Below are 25325 nucleotides of genomic sequence, written 5' to 3'. Positions count from 1 at the left end.
ATAAATATTATGTGTTAACGGGAGCCGGAGTGCTCCCGTTTTACCATGGAAGGCCTTTCGGTAAGGGTTATCTCCCTTCCTCTGTTCTACGTCGGATATTAGCCTCACGGAAAAACCGTGGGATTTCTCACAAACCATAAAAAGCGGCTACGCTGTTTGAAGGTTCTGATCACACAACGTGATGGAGAAGCTATGAGTTCATCGTGTATAGAAGAAGTCAATGTTCGGGACAATAACTGGTTCCGGATCGTCAATGAATTACTGAGTCGGGCGGGCATCGCGATTAACGGGTCTGCTCCTTCAGATATTCAGGTAAAGCATCCCGATTTTTTCAAACGCGTGTTGCAGGAAGGTTCGCTGGGTTTAGGCGAGAGCTACATGGACGGCTGGTGGGAATGCGAGCGGCTGGATATGTTTTTCCATAACGTTCTGCGCGCCGGGCTGGAAAACCAGCTCCCCCACCACCTGAAGGATACGCTGCGGATCGCCTCTGCACGGTTGCTGAATCTGCAAAGTAAAAAACGGGCATGGATTGTCGGGAAAGAGCATTACGATCTTGGCAACGATCTTTTCAGCCGCATGCTTGACCCGTTGATGCAATATTCCTGCGCCTACTGGAAAGAGGCCACCACGCTCGAAGATGCACAGCAGGCGAAACTGCGTTTAATCTGCGAAAAACTGCAGCTTCAACCCGGTATGCGGGTGCTGGATATCGGCTGCGGCTGGGGTGGGCTTGCCTGGTACATGGCGAAACACTACGGCGTGAGCGTCGTGGGTGTGACCATTTCGGCTGAACAGCAGAAACTGGCGCAAGAACGCTGCGCGGGGCTGGATGTGACCATTCTGCTGCAGGATTATCGCGATCTGGACGATCAGTTCGATCGTATCGTCTCCGTGGGAATGTTCGAGCACGTTGGGCCAAAAAATTACAACACCTATTTCACGGTTGCCGATCGCAACCTGAAACCAGAAGGTCTTTTCCTGCTACACACCATTGGTTCCAAAAAGACCGATCATTCGGTCGATCCCTGGATCAATAAATACATCTTCCCGAATGGCTGTTTACCTTCGGTTCGCCAGATAGCCGATGCCAGTGAATCGCACTTTATTGTCGAAGACTGGCACAATTTCGGTGCCGACTACGATACGACACTGATGGCCTGGCACGAACGTTTTCTGGCGTCATGGCCGGAAATTGCGGATAACTATTCTGAACGCTTCAAGCGGATGTTCGTCTATTACCTGAATGCCTGTGCGGGCGCGTTTCGTGCCCGGGATATTCAGCTCTGGCAGGTCGTGTTCAGTCGTGGCGTGGAGCATGGTTTGCGGGTCGCGCGATAAAAAATAAACCCCGGATATCCGGGGTTTATTTTATTCTTCTTCCGACGTCAGTTTACTTGCTAATTCTTTCGCCGCCAGCACCCGTTCTACGGTATCCACTACCGCCTGGGTCTGGGGATCAATTTCGATATTAATGCGATGGCCGAGTTTTTTCGCCCCGAGCGTCGTGCGCTGCAACGTTTCCGGAATTAAATGCACGCAGAAACGGGTTGGCGTCACTTCTCCCACCGTCAGACTAATCCCATCCACGCCAATAAATCCTTTGTACAGGATGTATTTCATTAATGACGCGTCTTGAACCTTAAACCAGATCTGACGGTTATTTTCTGAGGTCAGGATTTTCGAAATCTCGGCGGTCGTCATAATATGACCCGACATTAAATGTCCGCCAATCTCATCGCTGAACTTCGCCGCGCGCTCAACGTTAACCATGTCGCCCACCACCAGCTCGCCGAGGTTGGTAATACGCAGCGTCTCTTTCATCAGATCAAAGCTAATACGGTTGCCGTTAATTTCTGTCACTGTCAGACAGCAGCCGTTGTGTGCCACCGATGCCCCGGTCTCCAGACCGTCGAGCATATATTCCGGCAGCTCGACCACATGGGTACGGAAATTAGGTTTTTCATCTATGGACACCAGTTTTGCAGTGCCCTGCACGATACCAGTAAACATGCTTACCACTCCTGTATTATCCCAACGGTAGTGACACCGTTTAATCGCAACACAATAACAGTTGGAAAAACAGGTTGCCAGCGGAGCGCATTTTCTGGCGATTTTTTCACTAGATAAATAGAGAAACCCCGCTACAATAGCTGGCATTCCCCCTGTTTTTTCTTCTTGCTGCCAGTTTCGGCGGGTTTTTTAGTCTCTCAAATAACAACAAAACAAAAGGTGTTCACGTGCAGAAGTACATGAATGAAGCGCGTCAGTTATTAGCGCTGGCAATACCGGTGATCATCGCGCAGGTCGCTCAAACCGCAATGGGATTTGTGGATACGGTTATGGCGGGTGGTTACAGCGCCACCGATATGGCCGCCGTTGCTATCGGTACCTCTATCTGGCTTCCGGCTATTCTTTTCGGCCACGGACTGTTGCTGGCCCTTACGCCGGTTATCGCCCAGCTTAACGGCTCAGGCCGACGCGATCGTATTGCCCATCAGGTGCGTCAGGGCTTCTGGCTCGCCGGATGTGTCTCCGTTCTGATCATGATTGTTCTGTGGAACGCGGGCCATATTATTCGCTCGATGCACAATATCGACCCGGCCCTGGCCGATAAAGCCGTCGGCTATCTGCGTGCGCTGCTGTGGGGCGCGCCCGGCTACCTGTTCTTCCAGGTGGCGCGTAACCAGTGTGAAGGACTGGCGAAAACCAAACCCGGCATGGTAATTGGCTTTATCGGGCTGCTGGTTAACATCCCGGTGAACTATGTCTTTATTTACGGTCATTTCGGCATGCCTGAACTGGGCGGCGTGGGCTGTGGCGTCGCGACGGCGGCGGTGTACTGGGTCATGTTTGCCAGCATGCTCTCTTACGTCAAACGCGCGCGCTCAATGCGCGATATCCGCAATGAGCCGGGTTTCGGCAAGCCGGATATGAGCGTGGTGAAACGTCTGGTGCAGCTCGGTCTGCCTATTGCGCTGGCGCTGTTCTTCGAAGTGACGCTGTTTGCGGTCGTCGCCCTGCTGGTCTCCCCGCTGGGGATTGTCGACGTGGCGGGCCACCAGATTGCGCTGAACTTTAGCTCGCTGATGTTCGTACTGCCGATGTCCCTTGCGGCAGCGGTAACGATCCGCGTCGGCTATCGTCTGGGGCAGGGTTCGACGCTTGATGCACAGACGGCGGCGCGTACCGGCCTGATGGTGGGCGTGTGCATGGCGGCCTGTACCGCCATCTTTACCGTGTTGCTGCGCGAGCAGATCGCCCTGCTTTATAACGACAATCCGGAAGTGGTGATCCTCGCCTCACAGCTGATGCTGCTGGCGGCGGTATACCAGATTTCCGATTCGATTCAGGTGATCGGCAGCGGTATTCTGCGTGGGTATAAAGATACGCGTTCGATCTTCTTTATCACCTTCACCGCCTACTGGGTGCTCGGGCTGCCGAGCGGTTACGTGCTGGCGTTGACGGATCTGGTGGTCGACAGAATGGGGCCGGCCGGTTTCTGGATGGGCTTTATCATCGGATTAACTTCCGCCGCGATCCTGATGATGCTGCGTATGCGCTTCCTGCAACGTCAGCCATCGAATGTGATTTTGCAACGCGCTGCGCGTTAATTACCCGCTAGCCGTCTACGGGCGGCTACTTTCTCTTCATTTTGCGCGGGAATGAAGCAATCGCGTGAAATACGGAAGAAAATTGCATTTTCCCTCTTGCCTCATCCCGTCACTGTCGCTAATATTCGACCCCGTTGTCACAGACAACATGATGCGTCCGTAGCTCAGTTGGTTAGAGCACCACCTTGACATGGTGGGGGTCGGTGGTTCGAGTCCACTCGGACGCACCATCAAAAAAATCTGTAAAGTGCGTCCGTAGCTCAGTTGGTTAGAGCACCACCTTGACATGGTGGGGGTCGGTGGTTCGAGTCCACTCGGACGCACCATTTCAGGTTACACCTCCTCAGCTTTACCTCCCTTTTCAACATTCCAGAATATCCCTGATTAGCCCGTTAATAACAGCCATTGCGGCTCTCTCTCGACCAAGTTTCCCGTTTTACATTTTCACCGCTTAACCCTCTGCTTCTTTGCGCGAATCCTGTTTCATCCCCTGACGTAATGTGTCCCACAAGTGACATCCTGACGGATGACCGCTTTCTGATGACGCTCCCGCTTCTGCTATAGAAATAGTGACAGCGTATATACTGTTTGATGTAAGGGAAATCCGGCACTAAAAGCGGTGATGACTCAGAAATGGACGAGGGCAGACGGGCAAAAGGCGTTAACGCCCGGCGAAGTCGGTGCCCGGTTGCCCTCCAGGAATCAAACAATAATAACGGGTGAGAATGGATGAAACAGATTGCGATTATCGGTGCCGGCCCCACCGGCATTTATACCCTTTTCTCTCTGCTGAAAAATCAGACGCCACTGGCCGTGGATATTTATGAGCAGGGCGACGAGGCCGGAGTTGGCATGCCGTACAGCGATGAAGACAACTCGCGGATGATGCTCGCTAACATCGCCAGCATCGAAATCCCCCCGCTCTTTTCGACCTACCTCGACTGGCTGCTTACCCAGAGCAGCGAACACCTGGCACGCTACGGTGTGCAGAAATCCTCCCTTCATGACCGTCAGTTCCTGCCACGCATTTTGTTGGGCGAGTATTATCGCGACCAGTTTTTACAGTTGATCGCACAGGCGAAACAGCGCGGGTTCACTGTCAAGGTGCAGGAGTCCTGCCAGGTGACGGACCTGGAGGTGACGCCTCAGGGCGTCAACGTCTGGGCGGAGAACCGGGCAGAACCCGCGACCTACGATCTGGCGGTGATCGCCACCGGTCACGTCTGGCCGGACGAAGAGGAATCAACGCGCTCGTTCTTCCCCAGCCCCTGGTCGGGATTGATGGAAGCCACTATTCGCGCCTGTCGCGTTGGCATTATGGGCACCTCCCTCAGCGGATTAGATGCGGCGATGGCGGTCGCCATTCAGCACGGTGAATTTATCGAGCCGGAAAATCAGCCCGTGGAATTCAGGCTCGACGAAGGGAGCGACGCGCTCGACATCGTGCTGATGTCGCGCTCGGGCATTCTGCCAGAAGCCGATTTTTACTGCCCTCTCCCCTACGAACCGCTCACCCTCGTCACGGAACAGGCCATCGAAAAAGCGATCGCCGCAGGATCTGAGGGGCTGCTCGATCGCGTGTTCACTCTGATGACGCAGGAACTTGAGCTGGCCGATCCGCAGTGGAGCCACGCCATTGGCCTTGAAGCGCTGAACGTCGATACCTTCCACGACGCCTATTTTGCCGAGCGCCACAAACACGATCCCTTCAGCTGGGCGCAATCCAACCTCGATGAGGTTGAGCGCAACAAACGTGATAAACGCACGGTGCCCTGGCGCTACACCATTTTGCGGATGCATGAAGTGGTGCAGGAGATCGTCCCGCATCTGACGGATAAAGACCGCAAGCGTTTTGACGCCGGGCTGTCGCGCATTTTTATCGACAACTATGCGGCCATTCCCTCCCAGTCGATTCGTCGGCTGCTGGCGCTGCGCGAGGCCGGCATTATCAGCGTGCTGGCGCTGGGCGCAGATTATAAAAGGGATGTGCAGGACGACAGGACGATCATTATGGCGAAGGGAGAGCGTAATGAATTCGATCTCTTTATTGATGCCCGCGGGCAAAAACCGCTGAAGACCAAAGATCTGCCGTTCCCGACGCTGCGCCAGCAGTTACAGGAAAACGGCGATGAGATCCCGGACGTCGGTGAGGATTATACCCTGCTGGCACCCGACAGCGTGCGCGGGCGCATCGCCTTTGGTGCTCTGCCATATCTGATGCACGATCAGCCCTTTGTTCAGGGGCTGACCGTGTGTGCGGAGATTGGCGAGTCGATGGCGAAAGCGATCACCCAACGCGCATCGCGCGCGCGTCGTCGCCTGCCATTCAGCGAGGAGTAAGGACTGGCGGAGGGCCAGGCCAGGCTGCTGATTTAATCGCGCGTGCCCGACGTGATTGCGTCAATCGCCTCAGGCCGCAGACGAATCTCCGCCGCGCGCCGGTGCCCCTGCATCCCTTCCGTGCGGCTCTGGCGTATCGCCGGTTCCGCAATTGCCGCAATGCCTTTGTCATCAATCCACTGATGGGTACAGATTTTCACATAGGCGCCCACCCACAGCCCGCCGGTGTAGCGCGCCGCCGCCATCGTCGGCAAGGTGTGGTTGGTCCCACAGCATTTGTCCGAAAACACCACGCTGGCGTTCTGGCCGATAAACAGCGAACCGTAGTTGTGGATCTTCGCCGCCGTGCCGTGCGGATCGCGGGTGTGCACCTGCAGATGCTCCGTCGCCATAAAATCGGCAAACGCGATCAGTTGCTCCTCGGTGTCACACAGCACGATTTCGCCCTGACGACGCCAGGCTTCACCCGCCGTGGCCGCCGTCGGCAGCGTGGTCAGCTGACGTTCGATCTCCATCAGCGTACCTTCGGCAATGGCGCGACTGGTGGTCGCCAGCCCGACGCGGGTATGGACGTCATGCTCAGCCTGCGCCAGCAGATCCGCCGCCAGAATACGCGGATCGGCGCTGTCGTCGGCGACGGTGAAGATTTCGCTTGGCCCGGCCAGGGCATCAATCCCCACTTTGCCAAACACCTGACGCTTGGCTTCGTTCACAAAAGCGTTGCCCGGCCCGACGATTTTATCCACCGCCGGAACGCTGTCGGTTCCCCAGGCCATCGCCGCAATCGCCTGCGCCCCGCCGATTTTGAAGATCCGATGTGCGCCCGCCAGATGGCAGACAGCAATCATCGCCGGATGAGCGGCGGGCGGCAGACAGGCAATAATCTGCTCGCAGCCCGCGACGGTTGCCGGAACAATCGACATCACTGGCGCCGAAAGGATCGGATAGCGCCCCCCCGGTACGTAGCAGCCGACGGTCTGCACGGGAATAATGCGGTGTCCGAGATGCACGCCCGGTAGGGTTTCTACCTCGAGCGGCTGCATGGTCGCCAGCTGCGCCTGGGCAAAACGGCGGACCTGCGCAATGGCGAATTCGCTGTCGCGCCGCGTCTGCGGATCCAGATCGTTCAGCGCGGTTTCAATCTCTTGCGCCGTCACTTCAAACTGCTCTGGCACCACGTTGTCGAACTGCTGCGAAAATGCCCGCAGCGCCGCATCGCCTTCCGTTTTCACGCGCTCGATGATGGCGCTGACTTTATCCGTTAATGTACGGTCGGCCTGCGCATCCTGCCCCTGCGGCCGCTTGATCCAGCGCACCTGTTCCGTAATCGCTTGTGCAGACATTACGCCTCCTCCATCTGGCCGAGTTTGATTTGAGCCAGCAGCGCCAGGTGGTCGTACACCACCCACTCATCGACGATTTTGCCGTTGACGATGTGGTAGTGGGACATGCCCATCACGAACAGACGCTCGCCCGTCGGTTTGCCCAGCGCGCCGTAGCCCAGGTGGTGGCCTTCGATAATCCAGCGCACCGCCACTTTCACCCCGCCCTCATCGCATGGATTCGAGCAGATATGCTGCGGCAGCCATGCGCCATCAGGGATCATGCCGATCAGCGCCAGCGTCTGGTGCGTCACCGCCGCCGTGCCGTACAGCTCTTTCATTAACGGGCCGTGCCACTGCACGGTCGGGGCGTACACCTCTTTGATTTTGCCCAGCATCCGGCGGTTATAGATCTCATGCAGCCAGCGCAGGAGCTGCTCTTCGGTGTCCGTGTGGGCGATAGAGACGTCACAGGCCACATCCGGCGGATACTGGCCGAGCATCCGGCCGTTCTCGCCAATATCGGTGACGCGAAAACCTTTATCGAACTGCTCTTTCGCCATGTTAAAGGCGATTTCATCGGTGTTCAGCCCAAGCTGCTTCATCAGCGACATGTTGTCGCTCACCACCCACTCACGGTAAATTTTGTTTTCGTGGATCATACAGTCGGCGACGGTACGGTTCACAAAGGTGCGATTGGTCGGTTTGCCCAGATGGCTGTACTGGGTGTGACGCCCGCTGCCGGTCACCAGATGCGAGGTATAGAAACCGTCCACGTCATTGCCGTTCCAGATAACCTGGGTCGCCATGCCGCGACGCTCCGGGAACGCAATTAAGCGCTGGAGCGTATCCTGCACGACCTGCTCGCGGTTATAGAGGGTTCCCAGCGCGTTATATAACACGCAGTTGTGGGTGTAATGGGTGTAAATTAATCCGACATCACGCTCATCCCATATTTTATGGGTACAGCGGACAATATAATCGACAATATCCGTATAACAATCATCGAAGCCTCGTAATGATTGGGCACGCGGACGTTTTTCCGGAACGAGATCAATAAAGTCACGACGCTCGACCTGTAATACCGGCTCGTCTCGCGCGGGTTTGCTATTATTTTTCTCGGGTACTGCTGGAGCTTTATTGGTTGCTTCAGTTGAAGACATATGACCTCCTGCATTTCTTTTCAGACAAAAGGATCCCGCACCCGGAATGGATGGAGAAATTAACCGCAGAACCTAATACGGCGATGTAGACAGCGTTAATGAAAGAAGAATAGCGGGAGGCGAACCTCCCTTTTTTTATTTCACAATCTGATTTATTTCACAATCTGCGACCAGATCGCTAATTCATCGATACCCAAATATTCGCGAATAATTAAACCGTCACGTAATTCGAGCTGGGTAATACCGGTAATTGAAATAGGTTTACGGGTCGGCGCGCCAAATTTGCCGTAACCATCGTGCCAGGTCAGCAGAGACCAGCGCAGGGAAATGCGCACCGGCTCGTTCGGATCTTTGCGCACAATCAGGTGGTGTAACTGGGTTTCGCTGTCCGCAAACGACGCGCGATAGCCCGACAGCCAGGCGCCGATCTCCTGCTCGCCCGTGGCCATGCAGTGCCCCGGCCCGTAGAGCGTCGCGGCAGGATGGTACAACCCCGGCACCGTGCCGCCGTTGCCGCCCGCCCACATGGTCAGATAGCGTTCCACCACTCCCGCCAGCGGCCCGTCGATATCATCACCTTCCGGGCCACCCGCCCAGCGTGCGTCGAGGGTTTCGGCCGATTCCGGCTCAATACCAAGCTGCTGCTGCGTGGCAGAAAGGCTGCGGGCGAACTCGCGAATATCCAGCCCCAGCTGAGAGACAATCGCCGCCCGGTCCTGGAGCAGCCACTCCTGGCGCACCGCGCCGTCGGCGCAAATGCGGTCTGCCCAGGTGCGCACCCACACATTTTTCCCGGTCGGCGCACCGAAAAATCCCTCCCCCTGATGGCGAATCGACGCCACCGTGCGCTGCGCCGCATAATACTCCTCGCCCGGCGTGTGGCTGCACAGGATATCTTCCGTCAGCACGGAGCGTTGCGGGAAGCTGTGCATCGCCTCCAGGGTCAGGCGCATAAATTGCGACAGTTCGTTAAGCTGTTTTTCCGGCGTAATAAACACCACCGGCGTGGCGTAGAAATCCGCCAACTGACCGATATCCTTTTGCTCCCAGACCACGTGGGTCAGCGTCAGAATAAATTGCTGAATAGAGTCGAACTGGGGGCTGAAGCCCGGCAATCTGCTCATTTGACCTCCTGAGGCTGGAACAGAGATAAACCGTCTTTTTCGATGACTCCCGTGCGCGGGCGACGCGCCGAATGGCGAACCACCAGCATACCGGGCAGCGTAATTTGTTCAGGCTCGATGTTGCCGCTGTCGATCTGCTTCATCAGTAATTCCACCGTCGCTGTCACCATCGCCTCCACCGGCTGCGAGGCCGAGGTTAAGGCGTAGGACGGCCAGCCGGACGGCCCGATATCGTCGTAGCCAATAATCGACACATCCTCCGGCACCCGCAGGCCAAACTCGTAGCGCGCCACGTCCATCACCATCACCGCCATATGATCGTTGGCGACAAAAATGGCGTCTGGTGCAGGCGTCTTAGTGAAAAGCGAATATGCCGCGCGGGTGGTTTGCTGCGCGTCATAGTTACCGTTCACCACCTCTACGTCTGTGACACCGTGCTCCGCGAGGGTGTCGAGATACCCCCGCTGGCGGGCGATATTCACCGACGAATCTGCGACGCCGCCCACGTAGGCGAAGCGCTTGTGCTCTCCGGCGAGCAAGAATTCAGCAATCTGCCGCGCGGCGGCTTCGTTGTTGCTGTTGACGCTCGATGCCATTCCGCTCTCTTCGCTGCGATTGAAGAGCACCACCGGAATTCCGGCGGCCAGACACTCCTGAGAGAGATCCAGCGACAGCGTCACCGACGCCAGCACAATTCCGTCGACGCGATACTGCATGATCTGGTCGAAAATGCGATCGACGTTGCCGTCCCTGTCGCCGACAAACAGCAGCAGGTGGTAGTTAAGCGTATCCAGCTTCTGCGCCAGCGCTTCCAGCACCTGCGGATAAAACTGGTTATCAAAATAGGAGATCACCACGCCGATAATGCGCGACCGGGCCGTGTTGAGCGAACGGGCAATCGCATTCGGGCGATAGCCCAGCTCACGCGCCGCCTTGAGCACTTTTTCACGCGTGGCGGGCGAGATGCTCGCCCCCGGCGTAAAGGTGCGGGATACCGCTGACTGCGACACCCCTGCCAGCTGTGCCACCTGCTGGCTGGTCACCGCCGCAAACGTCTTACGCTTCATTACCCTGGGTTCCTTATCCTGTCACTTCCACATTCAGGCCATGTGTTTCAAAGAGATAACATACCATCTTCGTCAACCACCCCGTTAAAAGCGCCTCAGGAAGTGAGTGCTTTTTAGTCTTACACCACTTTTGCATGCGTATGCAACAGCCTAAATTATTTTTTTCACAATGGTGATATTGAACCTTTACAAAATTGAAACCTTTCCGTAACTTCAATTTTTGAATACGTATGCATGCCGTCAATTGTACCGGGCAAATTGGGATGTCATCAGAGGGACTGAGCCGGTAAACGTTGTACTTGATTGGTTATAACCCATTAATTTTTAAGAGGTTCACAACCATGTTTCGAGCACTGTTGCGCCGACCGGAAGCCCGGCTGTTTTTTATCATTAGCGTGTTGTTTTATATCTGTATTCACAGCATCGATGCGTTTCTGGCCCCCATGATGATCAATCAGGGCATCGAACCGCAGGTGATGGGCATCATCATGGGCGCCAGCGGTCTGGCGACGCTGATGATTCGTTTCCCGCTGGGGATCATCTCTGACGTGGTGAAGAGCCGCAAAATCTTTATCCAGATAGCGCTGGTGCTGCCAATCATCGCCTGGCCGATTGCCTGGCTTGAGCCGAATGCCATTACCCTGTATCTGGCGAAAGCCGCCGATGGCGTAACCGCCGCCACCTGGGTGCTGTATAACATTCTGTTTATTCGCTACTTTGATCGCAAAGAAGCCCCGGCGGCTGTCGCCCTGCTGGCACTGGCTGGCCCCATCGGCGTCTTTCTCGGCAACTGCATCGGCGGCGTGCTGATTCACTATTTTGCGAACAACATCGCATTTTTCGTCTCCTGTGTGTCTGCTCTTCTCGCCCTGTTCCTGACCACCCGCATTCGGGACGTCCACGATCCGGTGCAGGCGCCGTCACTGAAAGCCTGTATCGCCGGGGCAAAACTTCAGCTCGCTGACCGCTCCGTCTGGCTGATCGGTATTCTGGCAACCATCGTGATTCTGGTTCCTTTTGCCACCCGCGACACCCTTACCCCCATCTACGCAGAACAGCTCGGCGCCCGCGCCGGAATTCTGACGCTGTTGAGTAACATCCATCTGATCTTCTACGCCCTGGCGATTGCCCTGTGCAGCTCGGTGTTTTATCAGCGACTGGGGCTGGTCAAAACCGCGGTGCTGGGGATTTTGCTCCAGGTGATTTCGTCGTTTGGCATTCCGTTTACCAGCAATCTGTACCTGATTTATCTTCTCCAGGCGCTGGGCGGTTTCTCGTTCGGCATGGCGTTCGCGGCGTTCATGTCCCTGAGCGTAGTCAACACGACTTCCGATGAGCAGTCCACCCGCATGGGGTTATTCCAGACTATTTACTCCTGCGGCATGTTTGCCGGGCCGGTAATCATGGGCGTCATGATGCAACACATTAATCTCTCGTCCGGGTATCTGTTTATTGCCGGGCTTTCGATTATTGCCGCCATCGCCACCCCGCTTTCGGTGCGCTGGGTCTATTCCCGCAAAACCCGTCAGCCGGTGGAATTATCCACCAACCGTTCCCTCGCCTCCGCGCGAGAGTAATTCCCGCTCATTATGTAATAACTATCCCGGTTCGCCGGGAGGGCATCTGTCATTTCGAGTATTAAAGGAGAACATTGTGGCTTATCAACTTAAATCCAGTAAACCGGTGCAGGAACGTCAGGAAGCGCAGCGACAAATACGTGAAATCGTTGAGCTGATTCTGGCGGATATTGAAAAACGCGGGAATAAAGCGATCCGTGAATTATCGATAAAATTCGATAACTACGACCGTCAGGATTATCGCCTGACGGTCGCAGAAATTAATAGCTGCATGAAAAAACTCAGCCGCCAGGATATTCACGATATCGAATTCGCCCAGCAGCAGGTGTTTAATTTTGCCCGCGCACAAAAAGAGTGTCTGCGCGATCTGGAGATCGAAACGCGCCCCGGCGTTATTCTCGGCCATAAAAATATTCCGATTAACGCCGTCGGCTGTTATGTCCCGGGCGGTAAATATCCGCTGCTGGCATCGGCGCATATGTCGATTATCACCGCCAACGTCGCGGGCTGCTCGCGCATTATCAGCTGTGCCCCGCCGTTTGGCGGTGAACCTGCGCCAGCGATTGTCGCGGCGCAGAAAATGGCAGGTGCAACGGAGATCTTCGCCCTCGGCGGCATTCAGGCGATTGGCGCGATGGCGCTCGGCACCGACACCCTCGCACCGGTTGATATGCTGGTTGGGCCGGGCAACGCCTTCGTCGCCGAAGCTAAGCGCCAGCTGTTTGGCCGCGTAGGGATCGATCTGTTCGCCGGTCCGACGGAAACCCTGGTGATCGCCGACGACACTGTCGATGCAGAAATGTGCGCCACCGACCTGCTGGGCCAGGCGGAGCACGGCGTTACGACACCGGCAATTCTGCTGACCAATTCGCTGACGCTGGCAAAAGAGACGCTGAAGGAGATCGAGCGCCTGCTGGCAAAACTCCCGACTGCCGACGTCGCCCGTCAGTCCTGGCAGGATTACGGTGAAATCATCGTCTGCGACAGCTACGACGAGATGCTCGCCGAAGCGGATCGTATCGCCTCCGAGCACGTGCAGGTGATGACGGATCGCGACGACTGGTTCCTCAATAATCTAACCAACTTCGGTGCTCTGTTCCTCGGCCCGCGCACCAACGTGGCCTATGGCGACAAGGTCATCGGCACCAACCACACCCTGCCGACGCAAAAGGCAGCGCGCTACACGGGCGGCTTGTGGGTCGGCAAGTTCATGAAAACCTGCACCTGGCAAAAAGTCCTCAGTGACGAAGCCACCGCCGAAATCGGCAGCTACTGCTCGCGTCTGTCGCTGCTGGAAGGTTTTGCCGGGCACGCGGAGCAGGCCAACATTCGCGTTCGCCGCTACGGGAATACGGACGTGCCTTACGCCACGCCTGCGCCGGTTCGGGAAAAGGTGTAATCATGACTCTTCCCCAGACTCCCTCTTTTCATCTTACGGGAAAACGGGCGCTGGTCACGGGCGGCTCCAGGGGGCTGGGCTTCGCCTGCGCCGTGGCGCTCGCCCAGGCGGGTGCAGAGGTGTGGATTGCCGCCCGCGATCGACACACGCTGGAGCACGCCGCCGCGCTTGCGGCTGAAGGCGGGCTGACGCTGCATTCGCTGGCGCTGGATATCACCGATATCTCGCGCGTCGATGCGGCGCTCGCAGAGCTGCCCGCCTTCGACATTCTGGTCAACAGCGCCGGGCTGGCTCGCCACGAGCCTTTCCTCGCCGTCAGCGAAACCCATTTCGACGCGGTGATGACCCTGAACCTGCGCGCCACGTTTTTCCTCAGCCAGCGGGTGGCGCAGCGGATGCGGGAGCACAACATGACAGGTTCCATCATCCATATCTCCTCGCAGATGGGCCATGTCGGCGGCCCGAATCGCAGCGTCTACTGCGCGTCAAAATTTGCACTCGAGGGGCTAAGCAAAACCATGGCACTGGAGCTGGGTGGCGCGGGTATCCGGGTCAATACCCTGTGCCCGACCTTTATCGAAACCGAGCTGTCGCGCCAGTCCCTCGACGACCCGGATTTTCGCCGCTATGTGCTGGAGAACATCAAGCTGCGGCGTCTTGGACGCGTCGAGGATGTGATGGGACCGGTGGTGTTTTTGGCCTCAGATGCGGCGGCGATGATCACCGGCACTGCGCTGCTGGTCGACGGCGGCTGGACTGCCACATGAGAGGCCAAATGGATAAAACAGTGTGTGATAACACCGCGCTCCCGCTGGTGTTGATCGGCGGAACGCTCTGCACGGCGCGTCTGTGGCAGCCGCTGATAGAGCGCCTGGCGCTCACTTCCGTGATGTGCGTGAGCCTTACCGGGGCGGATTCCGCACCGCAGGCCGCGCAGCGCCTGCTGCAAAACCTGCCGCCGCGCTTTCTGCTGGCCGGGTTTTCCCTTGGGGCTATCGTGGCGCTACAAATAGCGGCCGATGCCCCGGAGCGGCTGGCCGGGCTTGCGCTCATGTCGGTGAATCCCCTTGCCGATGCGCCGGAAAATCTCGCCGCCCGACTCGAGGCCGTTCGCGCTGCGCGTGAGCAAGGGCTGGCGAACTGGCTGTCTGACACCCTGTGGCAAAAGTATGTCGCCCCCGGGCGGCGCGCTGACGCGCCACTCCACGCGCTTGTCTGCCAGATGGCGCAGGAGAGCGGCCACGACACCTTTGCCAGCCAGACGGAGATCGCCCTCTCCCGGCGGGATAACCGCCAGGCCCTGAGCGCGCTCTCCTGCCCCATTCTTATCATTAACGGCGCGCACGATCCCATCTGCACGCCCCACCATCACCGACTGGCCTCGGCAAGTGCGCCCCGCGCCCGGCACATAACGGTCCCAACAGCCGGGCATTTCGTGGTGCTCGAAGCACCCGATGAGGTCGCCACGCCGCTGCGCCAGTGGATTCAGGAGTCCCTACATGCGACGCAATAAACTCAAACAATTGATTCAGGAACAGTCCCCCATCATCAACGGCTGGCTGGCGATACCTTCCAGCTACAGCGCGGAGATCGTCGGTCATCAGGGCTACGACGCGGTGACGGTCGATTTGCAGCACGGAATGATCGATTTCGCCAGCGCCCTGACGATGCTTCAGGCCCTGTCAGCCACGCCCGCGGTGCCGTTGGTACGCGTCCAGCATAACGATCCGGCACAGATCATGCGCATGCTCGACGCCGGGGCCTACGGCATTATCTGCCCGATGATTTCCACCGCCGAACAGGCCGCGCGCTTCGTCGCCGCCTGCCGCTATCCGCCGTTTGGCGTGCGTTCGTTTGGTCCGGCGCGCGGGCTGCTGTACGGCGGAGCAGATTATCCGCAGCACGCCTGCCAGGAGATCCTGACGCTGGCAATGATTGAAACCCGCGAAGGGCTGGCGAATCTCGACGCCATTCTGGCAACCGACGGGCTGGACGGCGTGTTTATCGGCCCGAACGATCTGTCGTTAACCCTCACCGGCAGCGCCAGCGCGGAATCCCAGCACCCTGAGATGCTCGCCGCCGTCGAACGGGTGGTCAGCCGCTGTCGCCAGCAGCAAAAACTGGCCGGGATTTTTTGCACCTCCGGCGACGCCGCACGCCTGCGTATCGACCAGGGTTTTCAGTTTGTCACCCCCGCCAACGACGTGATGCAGCTTGGCCGCGCCGCGCGGGAAGCTATCGCCCTGGCGCGCGGTGCCTCCGCTCCCACCACGGGCGCATCCGGTTACTAACAGGAGAAAAACATGAAAGCACAACATATCACCCCGGCGCAGGCCAAAAGCCGCGTCATCACGCCCGATGAGATGGTGTCCTGCAATCTGGCGTTTATCGACTGCAAACTGCCCGGCTCGCACCTGAAGCAGAACTACTCCTTTATCGGGCCGGGTGTCACCCAGTCATCGGCGCAGGTGGTCAATATTCCGGAACCGCACGGCTTTAATATCGGCGCAGCGGCGATGCCGAAAGGGGTGACCAATAACCTGCATCTGCACTTCACCGCTGAGGTGTTTTTGATTCATGAAGGCACCTGGCGTTTTCGCTGGGGGGCGAACGGCGAAAACGAAGCCGAGTTCAGCGCGCCGGCCATTCTGTCGATTCCGACGTGGATTTTCCGTGGCTTTACCAACGTTAGCCCGCAAGAGACCTGCGGCATGGTCTACACGGTGCTTGGCGGGAATAACACCGGGGGGATCATCTGGCATCCGTCCATTCTGGCGGCGGCCAGCGAATACGGGCTGTATTTGAGCAAAGACAATATGCTGATCGACGTGAACGCGGGCGATACGCTGCCGGATGCCTCACAGCTGTTAACGCCGTTGCCGCCGGAAGAGATCGCCGCCCTGCGCCACTATTCTGTCGAAGAGATGCGTCAGCGTGCCGTCACCGGCGACGATCGCCGCTGGTCAGCGGACGGCCTGCTGGATTCAGTTCTGCCGGGCCACGGCGGGGAGATCGCGCCGGTGATTGGTTTTGGTATGTCGCAGGACCGCCTCTCAGCACCGGCGATTGTGAATCCGCACGGGTTTTCCGTCGAATGGCTGCGCCTCGCCGCTGAGCATGTGGTCGGGCGTCATCTCTGTCCGGACGTGCAGGTGATTATGGTGTTCAAAGGGTCGCTGAAGGTGACGTGGAATCAGGCGGGCGAAGAGGTGAGCGTGATCGCCCCGGAGCGCTCGGTGATTTCCGTTCCGGCCAACAGCTGGCGTCAGTATTGTGCCATCGGAGGTGACGTGGAGTGCATTCTGACCACTCAGGGCGATCAGCGTAAACGCATCTACTGGGATAACGAGATTCTGGCGCAAGCCAAAGGCTATAACCGCTGTCTCGATCCGGACGGATATGTGGCGGCAGTCGATTTGCTGCCAGTGACGGCGCGTAAGGCGGGTGTAAAGCTGGAAGTGTTGCCGGGCTAACCGACGATATAGGGCGGGTCTGTCCCGCCCTGAAAAGCGTTATTCGAAGTAGACCTGAGGATTGTCAGACAGGGAGATAAAGGTTTTGCTCTCTTTATCCAGCGCGAGGATCTCGCCGCTTTCGATGTCATACACCCAGCCGTGCAGGCGGATGGCGTTATTGCGCAGCCCCACTGCCACCGATGGATGGGTTTTGATGTTGCTCAGCTGGGCAAACACGTTCTCCTGCACCATGCCATTCACTTTATCAGTCGGGGTGGCCCAGGTTTTCTTTTCCACCACGGCTTTGGCCGCATCGGAATAGCGCAGCCAGTGGGATACCGCAGGCATCGGGTCCAGATTCGCATTGTCGGCAATCGCCTTCATCGCACCGCAGTTGGAGTGGCCGCAAATCACAATATCGGTCACGCCCAGCGCCACCACCGCATACTCAATCGTCGCAGAGACACCGCCTGGCTCTGGGCCAAACGGCGGCACAATGTTGCCAGCATTTCGAATGACAAAGAGCTGTCCAGGTTCCTGCTGCGTCACCAGTTCGGGGACCAGACGGCTGTCTGAGCAGGAGATAAAAAGCGCTTTGGGATTCTGGCTGGACGCTAAACTGCGGAAGAGTTCTTTACGTTGCGGGAAAATCTCTTTTTGAAAGCTGAGAAAACCTTCAATGATATGTTGCATAGCAATGTCTCTTTTATCTGTTTTAGTTTAGGCATGATCGCGATCACGCTTGTGAAGTTTACCCACCGCGCTTTACTTCATACAAGAAATATATTTCTGCCCTGATTGCATGACGATGTCGTGTGCGTTTTCGGTGATGTTTTGTCCTTCAAAGGCGCCGTACAGCCGCTGGAACGGGACCTCCCGCAGTCGGTCGGTTATCGCACTGACCGCCGCCCCCGGCAGAGGAAGCATATTCGGGTAACTCCACATAAACGACACCCGGTCCGCGCCGGGCGTCACCTGCAAAATATCCCCGGCAAGCAGGACGCCGCTACCGCTATCCCAGTGCAACACCGTTCCGCCCGCAAAATGTCCGCCCAGACGCAGCAGCCGGATACCGGGTAGCAGATCCTGAGTTTCCCCCTCCCAGAAGCGCAGCGCCGGGCTGTCGCGCATCACCCACTCCCGGTCGCTGGCATGGAGATAGACCGGCGCGTCAAACGCCGCCGCCCAGTCCTGCATGGTGGTGTAGTAATGGGGATGGGAGATCGCAATGGCGTGCAGCCCGCCCAACGCGTTAATCAGCGCGCGGGTGGCAGGGTCCAGCGTGGCGATGCAATCCCATAGGATATTGCCGTGCGGTGTGGTCAGCAGGATCGCGCGCTGGTTGATGGCAAATTTGGGTACGGTTTTAAGGCTTAGCAGGCCTGGCTCAAGCTGCTGCCATTTGTTGGTGTGGCTGGCGACAACGGTGTCAAAATCCACCCACTGTTGCCCGCCAACGGGAACATACTGGCGCTCATCTTCGCAAATCGCACAGCGTTCCACGGCGCCCGTGGTGGTGTCATAGGATGTCCCGCAGGTTTTGCACAGTGTGATCATTTTCCCTCCTCTCAGCCGTCAGAGAAAGAGTATGGCAGGGATTGGCGTTACGTGCGGTGAGGTACTTTCACCGACTTTTTTATCCTATACTCTGCCAACAGCAAAACTGAACTCAGCAGGTAAATAATGGAAATTGATCTCGATAATCTGGTGTTTAACGGTCTGGAAGAGGCGCAAGAGCGCAACGCGGAACGTCTGGAAGATGCAGACAAGAAAGCGCAGGCGGTTGTTGCCGACGATGATTGCGGCGATGCCTGCAAGATCTGACAGTCAAGGCCGGGTGGCGGCTTCGCCCTACCCGGCTTTTTTAACGTCTACACCGTAGAGCGTTTGTTACTTTTTCACACTGTCCAGCGCCTGCTGTGCACAGGCTTCATCTAACTGACCGCCCGGCGCACCGCCGATACCGATTGCACCAATTACCTCGTCGCCCTCTTTCACCGGCAAACCACCTGCCAGCAGCAAGAAGCCTGGAACGTCACGCATATTCTGCGCGCCCGCGTTGCTTTGTGCGGCTTCCATCACTTTGCCGGAGGCATTTTTGGTGCTGAGCGCGGTAAACGCCTTCATCTCACTGGCTTTTACCGTATGCGGACCGGCGTTATCGGTGCGCTGCACGGCTTTCACCACGCCCGCACGATCCACTACCGTCACGCTGACCTGGTAATTTTTGGCGCTACAGGCCTGAATCGCCGCGCTCGCCAGGGCATTCGCCTGGGTCAGGGAGATATTTTTCTGCGTCAGGGTTTCTGCCTGCGCGGATACCGAAATCATTCCTGCCACCAGCGCGGCTACCGTCATTAACGTTTTCATCGCAATTCCTCGAATGTGGGAGACACAGCGATGCTATCGGGATGAACGGTTAAGCGGTATTCGGTTGATTACGCAGCCCACCTGGTAGTTATACGGATTGCAATTTGTCGTACTCGCGGATGGCCTGCACCAGGCTGCTCACGCCGAGCTTGGCAAACAGGGCCGCGCGGTGCGCTTCAACGGTTCTGGGCGATAAATTCAGGCGCGCCGCCACCTCTTTATTGCTGCGCCCCTCCATCAGTTCGCAAAGCACTTCGTGCTCCCGCGCCGTCAATTGTTCAAAGAGCGCTTTCACCCGCTTTACCTCCTGCCAGTGGGTCGTGCGGCGCTGGCTCTCCTCAAATGCGCGAGCGAGGGTTTCGATAAGCTTATCGGCATCGAGCGGCTTGGTGAAAAACTCGAAAACCCCTTGATGAAACGCCCGACGGCAGGCATCAACGGTGCCGTGCCCGGTCATGACGATCACCGGCAGCAGCGGCCACGGCCACGCCCCCTCTTCAAGCCAGGTCAGCCCACCTTTGCCCGGCATGCGCATATCCAGCAGCAGACAGCCCGCGAGCGCCTGGTCGTTGCTATACCTTTCGGTAAACGCCTCGATGCTGGCAAAGGTTTTCACCTCCCAGTGCATGCCCGAGAGAAGAAAGGCCATTGACTCTCTGATGGCGGCGTCATCATCAATCAAATAGACCACATTACCCATGTGCGGCTCCGTTACCCGGTTCCAGTTGCAACACGATCTGCGCCCCGCCCTCTGGTGTGTTAGCGAGCGCGATCGTGCCATTCATGCGCATCATTAGCGATTCCGTGAGCGTCATCCCGAGACCAATCCCCTTTTCTCTGCCGCTGTAGAACGGCATAAACGCCTTCTCCAGCGCCTCCGGGCTGAACCCCGGCCCGCCGTCGGTCATGATAATTTCGATGACCCTGTTTTTACGCTGGCTGGTGATATGTACCCAGCCGCGCGCGTTCTCCTGCTGGGCCTGAATCGCATTACTGAGCAGGTTGTGTAACACCTGCTCCAGCCACAGCCTGTCGGCCAGCACGGTGGCGGCGTCGGACGGGAAAGCGTGGCTGACGGTGATGTGCTCCGATTTGCGCTCATGCTCCAGCAAATTCACCACATGCTGCCAGCACTGGGCTAAATCGATATCGCTGAGCGTGACTTTTTCCTGCACCACATGTTCACGAAAGCGCGCCAGCAGTTCGCCGATGCGCTGAGTCTGAATCAGCGCCGCGCCGAGCGCATGGCCCACCGCCTGCGGATTCTCCTGCGCCAACTGTCGCTGCGCCCCCTGAATCCAGGTCTGCGCCGCCGTCAGCGGCTGGTTGATCTCATGCACAATACCGGCGGTGATCTCGCCGAGCGTATTCAGCCGCGCGTGCTGATAATACCAGGCTCGCTGCTCGGCGTTTTGCCGCTGCAAGCGTTGCCAGAGCACACCGCTCCCTGCTGCAACGATGGCCGCCCAGCCGACAAACAGCAGCGGGAACAGCGCCCAGGAGATTTGCAGCCAGTGCGGTTCAGCATCCGCCGTCAGGGTAAAGGGCTGCGTATGCTGAGGGAATGCCCGCTGCCAGTGCCAGAACGCCGTCGATGAGGGATGCGCATCGGCTGCTGACAGGCTGATAGTGAGATGGGAAAAACGGTGCGTGGCGGCGAGCAGCGGACGCAGATCGATCCGCACCCGGATCTGCCGCCACGGATTGTACAGCCAGTACTGGTCGTCACGGAGCGGCTCAACGCGAGCAGCATCCAGCGCACGGCCCGCTGTTTTTTCCAGGGCCAGAATGTGGGGGAATTTTTTGCGCAGCGCCGTCAGATCTTCATCGCCATTGAGCAGAGGCAAAACAGATTCGTTTTGCGTCAGCACCGCGCTGATGGCGGAAAAGAGCGCGGTAAATTCACGATCGCGCTCCCAGAACTGGCGGCGGATCTGTTCGGCATACAGCAGGACGCTGCTCAGCAGGCAGACGATTATCCACACCACCAGGGCACGCCGGATCAATTTTTGGCTGTTCATTCAGTCTTCAGGCGAGGTGATTTTTGCCTTAGACCTTAGCAGGTTGACGGATTAAGAACAAAAAAAAGCCGATACGTTCAGGTATCGGCTGCACAGCTCGTTCCAGTAGGTCATGCGCGTGTGGCGCAGCTCAGCGTGGTGTTTTGTCATGGAACCACTCCGGGTCGATGTTGGCGACGTCGACGCCGTACAGACTGGCGATCGGCAGTACCGATTCAATAACACGTTGCGCGCTGTTCTCCGTCTCTGATTTGGCGACAAAAAACCGCCGTAACGTATTCACCCAGTTTTGCATGGTCCCACTCCTCTCGATGGCGTCTGAACTCAGTTAACCCCCAAACTGGACTTAACGGAAATACCAATATCAGCTGACTATTTTCAGAATTCGCAAATACATCGCCTCTCGTCACTTACCCGTAACACCCTGTTCACTAATACCTTTTTGCATATAGCAAAGAACATTTTCTTATTTGGCGATAGATAACGCTTATGGGAGCGTATCCGGACAAAACAAAGACAACGGGATACTTGAGGGAACTATGGCTACACATAAAAAGCACTATCACACACTCGCACTGGCACTCGGTTTACTGACCACAGGCGGCCTTTTATCGACCCAGGCGCAGGCCGATCAGTTGGCGGATATCAAAGCCGCTGGCGTGGTAAAAGTCGCCACGTTTGATGCCAACCCGCCGTTCGGCTCCATCGATGCAAAAACACACGATATCGTTGGCTATGACGTCGATTTCGCCAAAGCGCTGGCCAAAAAACTTGGCGTGAAGCTGGAACTGGTCGCCACGAATCCGGCGAACCGCATTCCGCTGCTGCAGTCGGGGAAAGCCGATCTGATCGTCGCCGACATCACCATCACTCCGGAGCGTGCTCAAGTGATTGATTTCTCCACGCCCTATTTCGTGACCGGTCAGCAGTTCCTTGTTCCGGCAAAATCGGCGGATAAGCTGGATGATTACAGCAAAGCGCGCATCGGCGCGGTGAAAGGCACCACCGGCGAGCAGGCGCTGCACCAGCGTTTCCCGCAATCCCGCGTGCTCTCTTACGACGATATTCCGCTGGCGTTAACTGCCCTGCGCAACGGTAATGTGCAGGCGATTACCCAGGACAGCACCATTCTGGCCGGTTTACTGGCCCAGGCGCCGGATAAAGCCGATTTTAAAATCCTGCCGGATTTGCTCAGTAAAGAGGAGATCGGCGTGGGGGTGAAGAAAGGCGAAACCGCGCTGTTGAACGTGGTGAATGACGAGCTGGTGAATCTTGAGAAAACCGGCGACGCCGCCAAAATTTATGACGTCTGGTTTGGCCCACAAACCGCCTCACCTCAGCCTCGCGCCTTTAAAATAGAAGCCCAGTAATATGCTCTCAGCGCTTTTTTCACGCTCCGCGGCCCGTGCCGCGGATTTTTCACATCTGGAGCAGGCAAGCGTTGAGTTCCGCGATGTGGTCAAACGCTACGGCGATCATCAGGTGCTGAAAGGCATTTCACTTCGCATTGATCCGGGGGAAGTGGTGGCAATTCTGGGGCCGTCCGGTTCCGGTAAGTCCACGCTGATTCGCCTCATCAATCAGCTGGAGTCCCTCAACGGCGGCGAGATCTTGATTGACGACAAACCTACCCGCAAGCTAACCGGCCCCGCCCTGCGCCAGCTTCGCAGCCGGGTGGGATTTGTGTTCCAGCAATTTAACCTTTACGCCCATCTGACCGCCAGCCAGAACATCAGTCTGGCGCTCGAGCATGTTCACGGCTGGAAAGCGCCGCAGGCGCAGGAACGCGCCCTGACGCTGCTGGAGAAAGTCGGGATGGTGGAGAAAGCCAGCCACTTCCCGGCCGAGCTTTCCGGCGGGCAGCAGCAGCGCGTGGCCATTGCCCGAGCGTTGGCCTCATCGCCGCAAATTATCCTGTTCGATGAGCCAACGTCGGCCCTTGACCCGGAGATGATTGGTGAGGTTCTGCAGGTAATGAAGGCTCTCGCCCACAGCGGGATTACGATGATTGTGGTGACACACGAGATGCAGTTTGCCCGCGAAATCGCCGACCGGGTGGTGTTCATCGACGGTGGACAGATTCTGGAGACCGCCCCGCCGGAGCAGTTTTTCCGTCATCCTGAACATCCTCGTGCCCGCCAGTTCCTGCAAAAGGTGCTGAACCCGCTGCATCAGGAGCCATCCTGATGCCCGCCCTCGACTGGCAAGGGGTACTGACCGGACAGCCCTTGCAGTGGATTTTAACCGGCTTTCTGACCACCCTGTGGGTGACGCTCGCGGGGATGATCATCGCCAGCATCTTCGCCGTTCTGCTTTTGCTTCTCCGTCTGGCGGGCGGGAAAACGGGGAACGCTCTCGTGGCGGCATGGGTCTCTCTGTTTCGCAATACGCCGTTACTGGTGCAGCTATTGTTCTGGTATTTCGCGGCCTGGAACGGGCTGCCGCAGGCACTTCGCAATTTCATCAATGCCGATCACAGCTGGTCGATTCTGCCGGGGGACGTCTGGTGGTTTACACCGGAATTTCTCTGTTCCGCGTGGGGGCTGGGCGTGTTTACCTCCGCGTTCTTAATCGAGGAGATCGCTTCGGGATTGCAGGCGGTACCATCGGGGCAGCGACAGGCGGCGCTGGCGCAGGGGTTCTCCTCCTGGCGACTGTTCCGCTACATCCTGCTGCCTCAGGGGCTGGCAAACGCCTGGCAGCCGGTGGTCGGGCAGTATTTGAACTTAATGAAACTCTCCTCTCTTGCCAGCGGCATCGGCTTTGCCGAGCTGACCTATCAGGTGCGCCAGATTGAGAGCTTTAACGCCCACGCGCTGGAAGCCTTCACCGTGGGCACCGTGCTGTATCTGCTGACGGGGGTGTTGCTGGGGCTGCTGCTGGTGAGGCTTGGGCCGTCCACTAAACGCCGCCCGCGTGCGCGTGATGCAGCTATCAACGCCGGGAGGGAACACGCATGATCGCCGGGCTGAATGTCATTATCGATAACCTGGATTATCTGCTCTGGGGACGGATGTCCGCCGGTCAGCCTGGCGGGGTGTTGCTGACGCTGCTGATGGCGCTGGGAGCCGCGGTGCTGGCGCTGCCGGGCGGCATTGCGCTCGCGGCGCTCGCCTGGCGGTTTCCGGGCGTCGTGCGCAACACGCTTTTTTTGTGGGCCGAGCTGATTCGCGGTATCCCGCTGATCTTTGTGATTTTCTGGATGTGGTATTTACTGCCGCTTTTAACGGGTGGCGATCTCCCCGGCGCGTTGACCGTAACCCTGGCGCTGGCGTGGTTTACCGCGGCCGCCGTGATGCACTCCGTGCTGGCAGGGCTGAGGGCATTGCCGGACGGGCAATTTGAGGCGGCGTTGACGCAGGGATTTGGTACGCAGCAGACGCTGTGGCTGATCCTGCTGCCGCAGGTGTTGCGCAATATTCTGCCGTCTCTGCTGGGGATTTTTATCAGTCTGCTGAAAGACACGTCGCTGGCTTTTATTGTCAACGTGCCGGAACTGACCACCGTTGCCGGCCAGGTGAACAACCGGGTGCAGATTTACCCGGCGGCCATTTTTATCTTTACCGGCGTGGTCTATTACCTGCTCTGCTGCTCGCTTGAGCAGATCGCTAAACGCTGGCGTTTCACCCCGCCAGCGCTTTAACCACCGTTTCCATCGCTTGCGTTGTCAGTTCACTGCGTTTCACGCGCTGGTTCGCCAGCGCGGTACGCAGGACGCCCGCAATGACGATATGCTTAGGCTCCTGCCCTAAATCCCGCATCTCAAGAACGACCTTCCCCACTACCCGGCACATTTCCTGATAAAGCGCGTCGTCTTTGGTCACATTGCCCATTGCTACCACTCCATTGCTTTAAAGGAGCAGCTTAAATGAT

At 57.6% G+C, this 25325-nt stretch carries 26 protein-coding genes and 2 tRNA genes; 16 read left to right on the top strand and 12 right to left on the bottom strand.

Annotation, left to right across the window (positions count from 1 at the left end):
• Positions 1 to 192: 192 nt before the first annotated feature.
• Positions 193 to 1341, top strand: coding sequence for a cyclopropane fatty acyl phospholipid synthase (gene cfa, locus ACB496_RS09195; RefSeq protein ID WP_123428955.1), 1149 nt, complete (start codon positions 193 to 195; stop codon positions 1339 to 1341).
• Positions 1342 to 1371: 30 nt separating this feature from the next.
• Here the strand turns inward: cfa and ACB496_RS09190 are convergent, their stop codons facing one another.
• Positions 1372 to 2013: a riboflavin synthase subunit alpha gene (locus ACB496_RS09190; RefSeq protein ID WP_231276411.1), complete on the bottom strand. Its 642-nt coding sequence runs from the start codon at positions 2011 to 2013 to the stop codon at positions 1372 to 1374.
• Positions 2014 to 2240: 227 nt separating this feature from the next.
• On the opposite strand from ACB496_RS09190, the gene mdtK reads away from it, so the two are divergent.
• From mdtK to ACB496_RS09170, 4 genes are all read left to right on the top strand, one after another.
• Positions 2241 to 3614: an MdtK family multidrug efflux MATE transporter gene (mdtK, locus tag ACB496_RS09185; RefSeq protein WP_102103557.1), complete on the top strand. Its 1374-nt coding sequence runs from the start codon at positions 2241 to 2243 to the stop codon at positions 3612 to 3614.
• 153 nt (positions 3615 to 3767) lie between these two features.
• A tRNA-Val gene (locus ACB496_RS09180) sits at positions 3768 to 3844 on the top strand.
• 19 nt (positions 3845 to 3863) lie between these two features.
• Positions 3864 to 3940, top strand: a tRNA-Val gene (locus ACB496_RS09175).
• Between the two features lie 403 nt (positions 3941 to 4343).
• Entirely contained in the window at positions 4344 to 5954 is a 1611-nt protein-coding gene (locus tag ACB496_RS09170) for an FAD-NAD(P)-binding protein (protein ID WP_371975020.1), read from the top strand.
• Between the two features lie 32 nt (positions 5955 to 5986).
• Here the strand turns inward: ACB496_RS09170 and hisD (ACB496_RS09165) are convergent, their stop codons facing one another.
• From hisD (ACB496_RS09165) to ACB496_RS09150, 4 genes are all read right to left on the bottom strand, one after another.
• Positions 5987 to 7297, bottom strand: coding sequence for a histidinol dehydrogenase (gene hisD / locus ACB496_RS09165; protein ID WP_371975019.1), 1311 nt, complete (start codon positions 7295 to 7297; stop codon positions 5987 to 5989).
• Entirely contained in the window at positions 7297 to 8439 is a 1143-nt protein-coding gene (locus ACB496_RS09160; protein WP_102103554.1) for an ester cyclase, read from the bottom strand. The genes hisD (ACB496_RS09165) and ACB496_RS09160 overlap by 1 nt, the downstream gene beginning before the upstream one ends.
• Before the next feature lie 152 nt (positions 8440 to 8591).
• Positions 8592 to 9563, bottom strand: a complete 972-nt coding sequence (locus tag ACB496_RS09155; protein WP_100780421.1) for a nuclear transport factor 2 family protein — start codon at positions 9561 to 9563, stop codon at positions 8592 to 8594.
• The gene (locus ACB496_RS09150) at positions 9560 to 10630 is read right to left on the bottom strand and encodes a LacI family DNA-binding transcriptional regulator (RefSeq protein WP_107703704.1); all 1071 of its coding nucleotides are present in this window, start codon (positions 10628 to 10630) and stop codon (positions 9560 to 9562) included. Before ACB496_RS09150 ends, ACB496_RS09155 begins: the two co-directional genes overlap by 4 nt.
• Positions 10631 to 10971: 341 nt before the next feature.
• Between ACB496_RS09150 and ACB496_RS09145 the strand changes: the two genes are divergently transcribed.
• From ACB496_RS09145 to ACB496_RS09120, 6 genes are all read left to right on the top strand, one after another.
• Positions 10972 to 12207, top strand: a complete 1236-nt coding sequence (locus ACB496_RS09145) for an MFS transporter (RefSeq protein ID WP_371975018.1) — start codon at positions 10972 to 10974, stop codon at positions 12205 to 12207.
• Positions 12208 to 12283: 76 nt separating this feature from the next.
• Positions 12284 to 13606, top strand: a complete 1323-nt coding sequence (gene hisD / locus ACB496_RS09140) for a histidinol dehydrogenase (RefSeq protein ID WP_371975017.1) — start codon at positions 12284 to 12286, stop codon at positions 13604 to 13606.
• A 2-nt stretch (positions 13607 to 13608) separates the two neighbouring features.
• Entirely contained in the window at positions 13609 to 14373 is a 765-nt protein-coding gene (locus ACB496_RS09135; protein ID WP_371975016.1) for an SDR family NAD(P)-dependent oxidoreductase, read from the top strand.
• Between the two features lie 8 nt (positions 14374 to 14381).
• Entirely contained in the window at positions 14382 to 15119 is a 738-nt protein-coding gene (locus ACB496_RS09130; protein WP_371975015.1) for an alpha/beta fold hydrolase, read from the top strand.
• Positions 15106 to 15897, top strand: a complete 792-nt coding sequence (locus tag ACB496_RS09125) for an HpcH/HpaI aldolase/citrate lyase family protein (protein ID WP_123428973.1) — start codon at positions 15106 to 15108, stop codon at positions 15895 to 15897. Before ACB496_RS09130 ends, ACB496_RS09125 begins: the two co-directional genes overlap by 14 nt.
• 12 nt (positions 15898 to 15909) lie before the next feature.
• Positions 15910 to 17079 carry a cupin gene (locus tag ACB496_RS09120; protein ID WP_371975014.1) on the top strand — a complete coding sequence of 390 codons (1170 nt, stop codon included), beginning with the start codon at positions 15910 to 15912 and terminating at the stop codon, positions 17077 to 17079.
• A gap of 39 nt (positions 17080 to 17118) precedes the next feature.
• Here the strand turns inward: ACB496_RS09120 and ACB496_RS09115 are convergent, their stop codons facing one another.
• Both ACB496_RS09115 and ACB496_RS09110 read right to left on the bottom strand, forming a co-directional pair.
• Complete coding sequence (locus ACB496_RS09115) at positions 17119 to 17754, bottom strand: carbonic anhydrase (protein ID WP_100780429.1); 636 nt, start codon at positions 17752 to 17754, stop codon at positions 17119 to 17121.
• Positions 17755 to 17826: 72 nt separating this feature from the next.
• Positions 17827 to 18618 carry an MBL fold metallo-hydrolase gene (locus ACB496_RS09110; protein WP_371975013.1) on the bottom strand — a complete coding sequence of 264 codons (792 nt, stop codon included), beginning with the start codon at positions 18616 to 18618 and terminating at the stop codon, positions 17827 to 17829.
• Between the two features lie 126 nt (positions 18619 to 18744).
• Here ACB496_RS09110 and ACB496_RS09105 point away from each other — a divergent pair, with 126 nt between their 5' ends.
• A complete protein-coding gene (locus ACB496_RS09105; RefSeq protein WP_095281773.1) occupies positions 18745 to 18885 on the top strand; it encodes a hypothetical protein in 141 nt (46 codons plus the stop codon).
• Between the two features lie 66 nt (positions 18886 to 18951).
• Here ACB496_RS09105 and ACB496_RS09100 read toward each other — a convergent pair whose 3' ends face one another.
• The 4 genes from ACB496_RS09100 to ACB496_RS09085 form a co-directional block, all read right to left on the bottom strand.
• The gene (locus ACB496_RS09100) at positions 18952 to 19431 is read right to left on the bottom strand and encodes a heme-binding protein (RefSeq protein WP_194514014.1); all 480 of its coding nucleotides are present in this window, start codon (positions 19429 to 19431) and stop codon (positions 18952 to 18954) included.
• 88 nt (positions 19432 to 19519) lie between these two features.
• Positions 19520 to 20131, bottom strand: a complete 612-nt coding sequence (locus ACB496_RS09095) for a response regulator transcription factor (protein WP_371975012.1) — start codon at positions 20129 to 20131, stop codon at positions 19520 to 19522.
• Complete coding sequence (locus ACB496_RS09090) at positions 20124 to 21452, bottom strand: sensor histidine kinase (protein WP_371975011.1); 1329 nt, start codon at positions 21450 to 21452, stop codon at positions 20124 to 20126. The genes ACB496_RS09095 and ACB496_RS09090 overlap by 8 nt, the downstream gene beginning before the upstream one ends.
• Positions 21453 to 21582: 130 nt before the next feature.
• The gene (locus ACB496_RS09085; protein WP_164971748.1) at positions 21583 to 21747 is read right to left on the bottom strand and encodes a hypothetical protein; all 165 of its coding nucleotides are present in this window, start codon (positions 21745 to 21747) and stop codon (positions 21583 to 21585) included.
• Positions 21748 to 21991: 244 nt separating this feature from the next.
• Between ACB496_RS09085 and ACB496_RS09080 the strand changes: the two genes are divergently transcribed.
• Genes ACB496_RS09080 through ACB496_RS09065 form a run of 4 tightly spaced genes read left to right on the top strand, consistent with a single transcriptional unit; the run spans position 21992 to position 25095 of the window.
• Positions 21992 to 22822, top strand: a complete 831-nt coding sequence (locus ACB496_RS09080; RefSeq protein ID WP_107703714.1) for an ABC transporter substrate-binding protein — start codon at positions 21992 to 21994, stop codon at positions 22820 to 22822.
• A gap of 1 nt (position 22823) precedes the next feature.
• On the top strand, positions 22824 to 23639 hold the full coding sequence (locus tag ACB496_RS09075) for an amino acid ABC transporter ATP-binding protein (RefSeq protein ID WP_371975010.1): 816 nt from the start codon (positions 22824 to 22826) through the stop codon (positions 23637 to 23639).
• The gene (locus ACB496_RS09070; RefSeq protein ID WP_371975009.1) at positions 23639 to 24412 is read left to right on the top strand and encodes an amino acid ABC transporter permease; all 774 of its coding nucleotides are present in this window, start codon (positions 23639 to 23641) and stop codon (positions 24410 to 24412) included. The genes ACB496_RS09075 and ACB496_RS09070 overlap by 1 nt, the downstream gene beginning before the upstream one ends.
• The gene (locus ACB496_RS09065) at positions 24409 to 25095 is read left to right on the top strand and encodes an amino acid ABC transporter permease (RefSeq protein WP_107703717.1); all 687 of its coding nucleotides are present in this window, start codon (positions 24409 to 24411) and stop codon (positions 25093 to 25095) included. The genes ACB496_RS09070 and ACB496_RS09065 overlap by 4 nt, the downstream gene beginning before the upstream one ends.
• Here the strand turns inward: ACB496_RS09065 and fumD are convergent.
• On the bottom strand, positions 25076 to 25285 hold the full coding sequence (gene fumD / locus ACB496_RS09060; RefSeq protein ID WP_014069945.1) for a fumarate hydratase FumD: 210 nt from the start codon (positions 25283 to 25285) through the stop codon (positions 25076 to 25078). The genes ACB496_RS09065 and fumD overlap by 20 nt on opposite strands.
• Between the last annotated feature and the right edge of the window lie 40 nt (positions 25286 to 25325).

It is taken from the genome of Lelliottia nimipressuralis, assembly GCF_041464075.1.
In the GTDB taxonomy this organism is placed as follows: domain Bacteria; phylum Pseudomonadota; class Gammaproteobacteria; order Enterobacterales; family Enterobacteriaceae; genus Enterobacter; species Enterobacter nimipressuralis.
The sequence above is the reverse complement of the archived record's forward strand: the minus strand, read 5'-3'. Positions and strand labels throughout refer to the sequence as shown.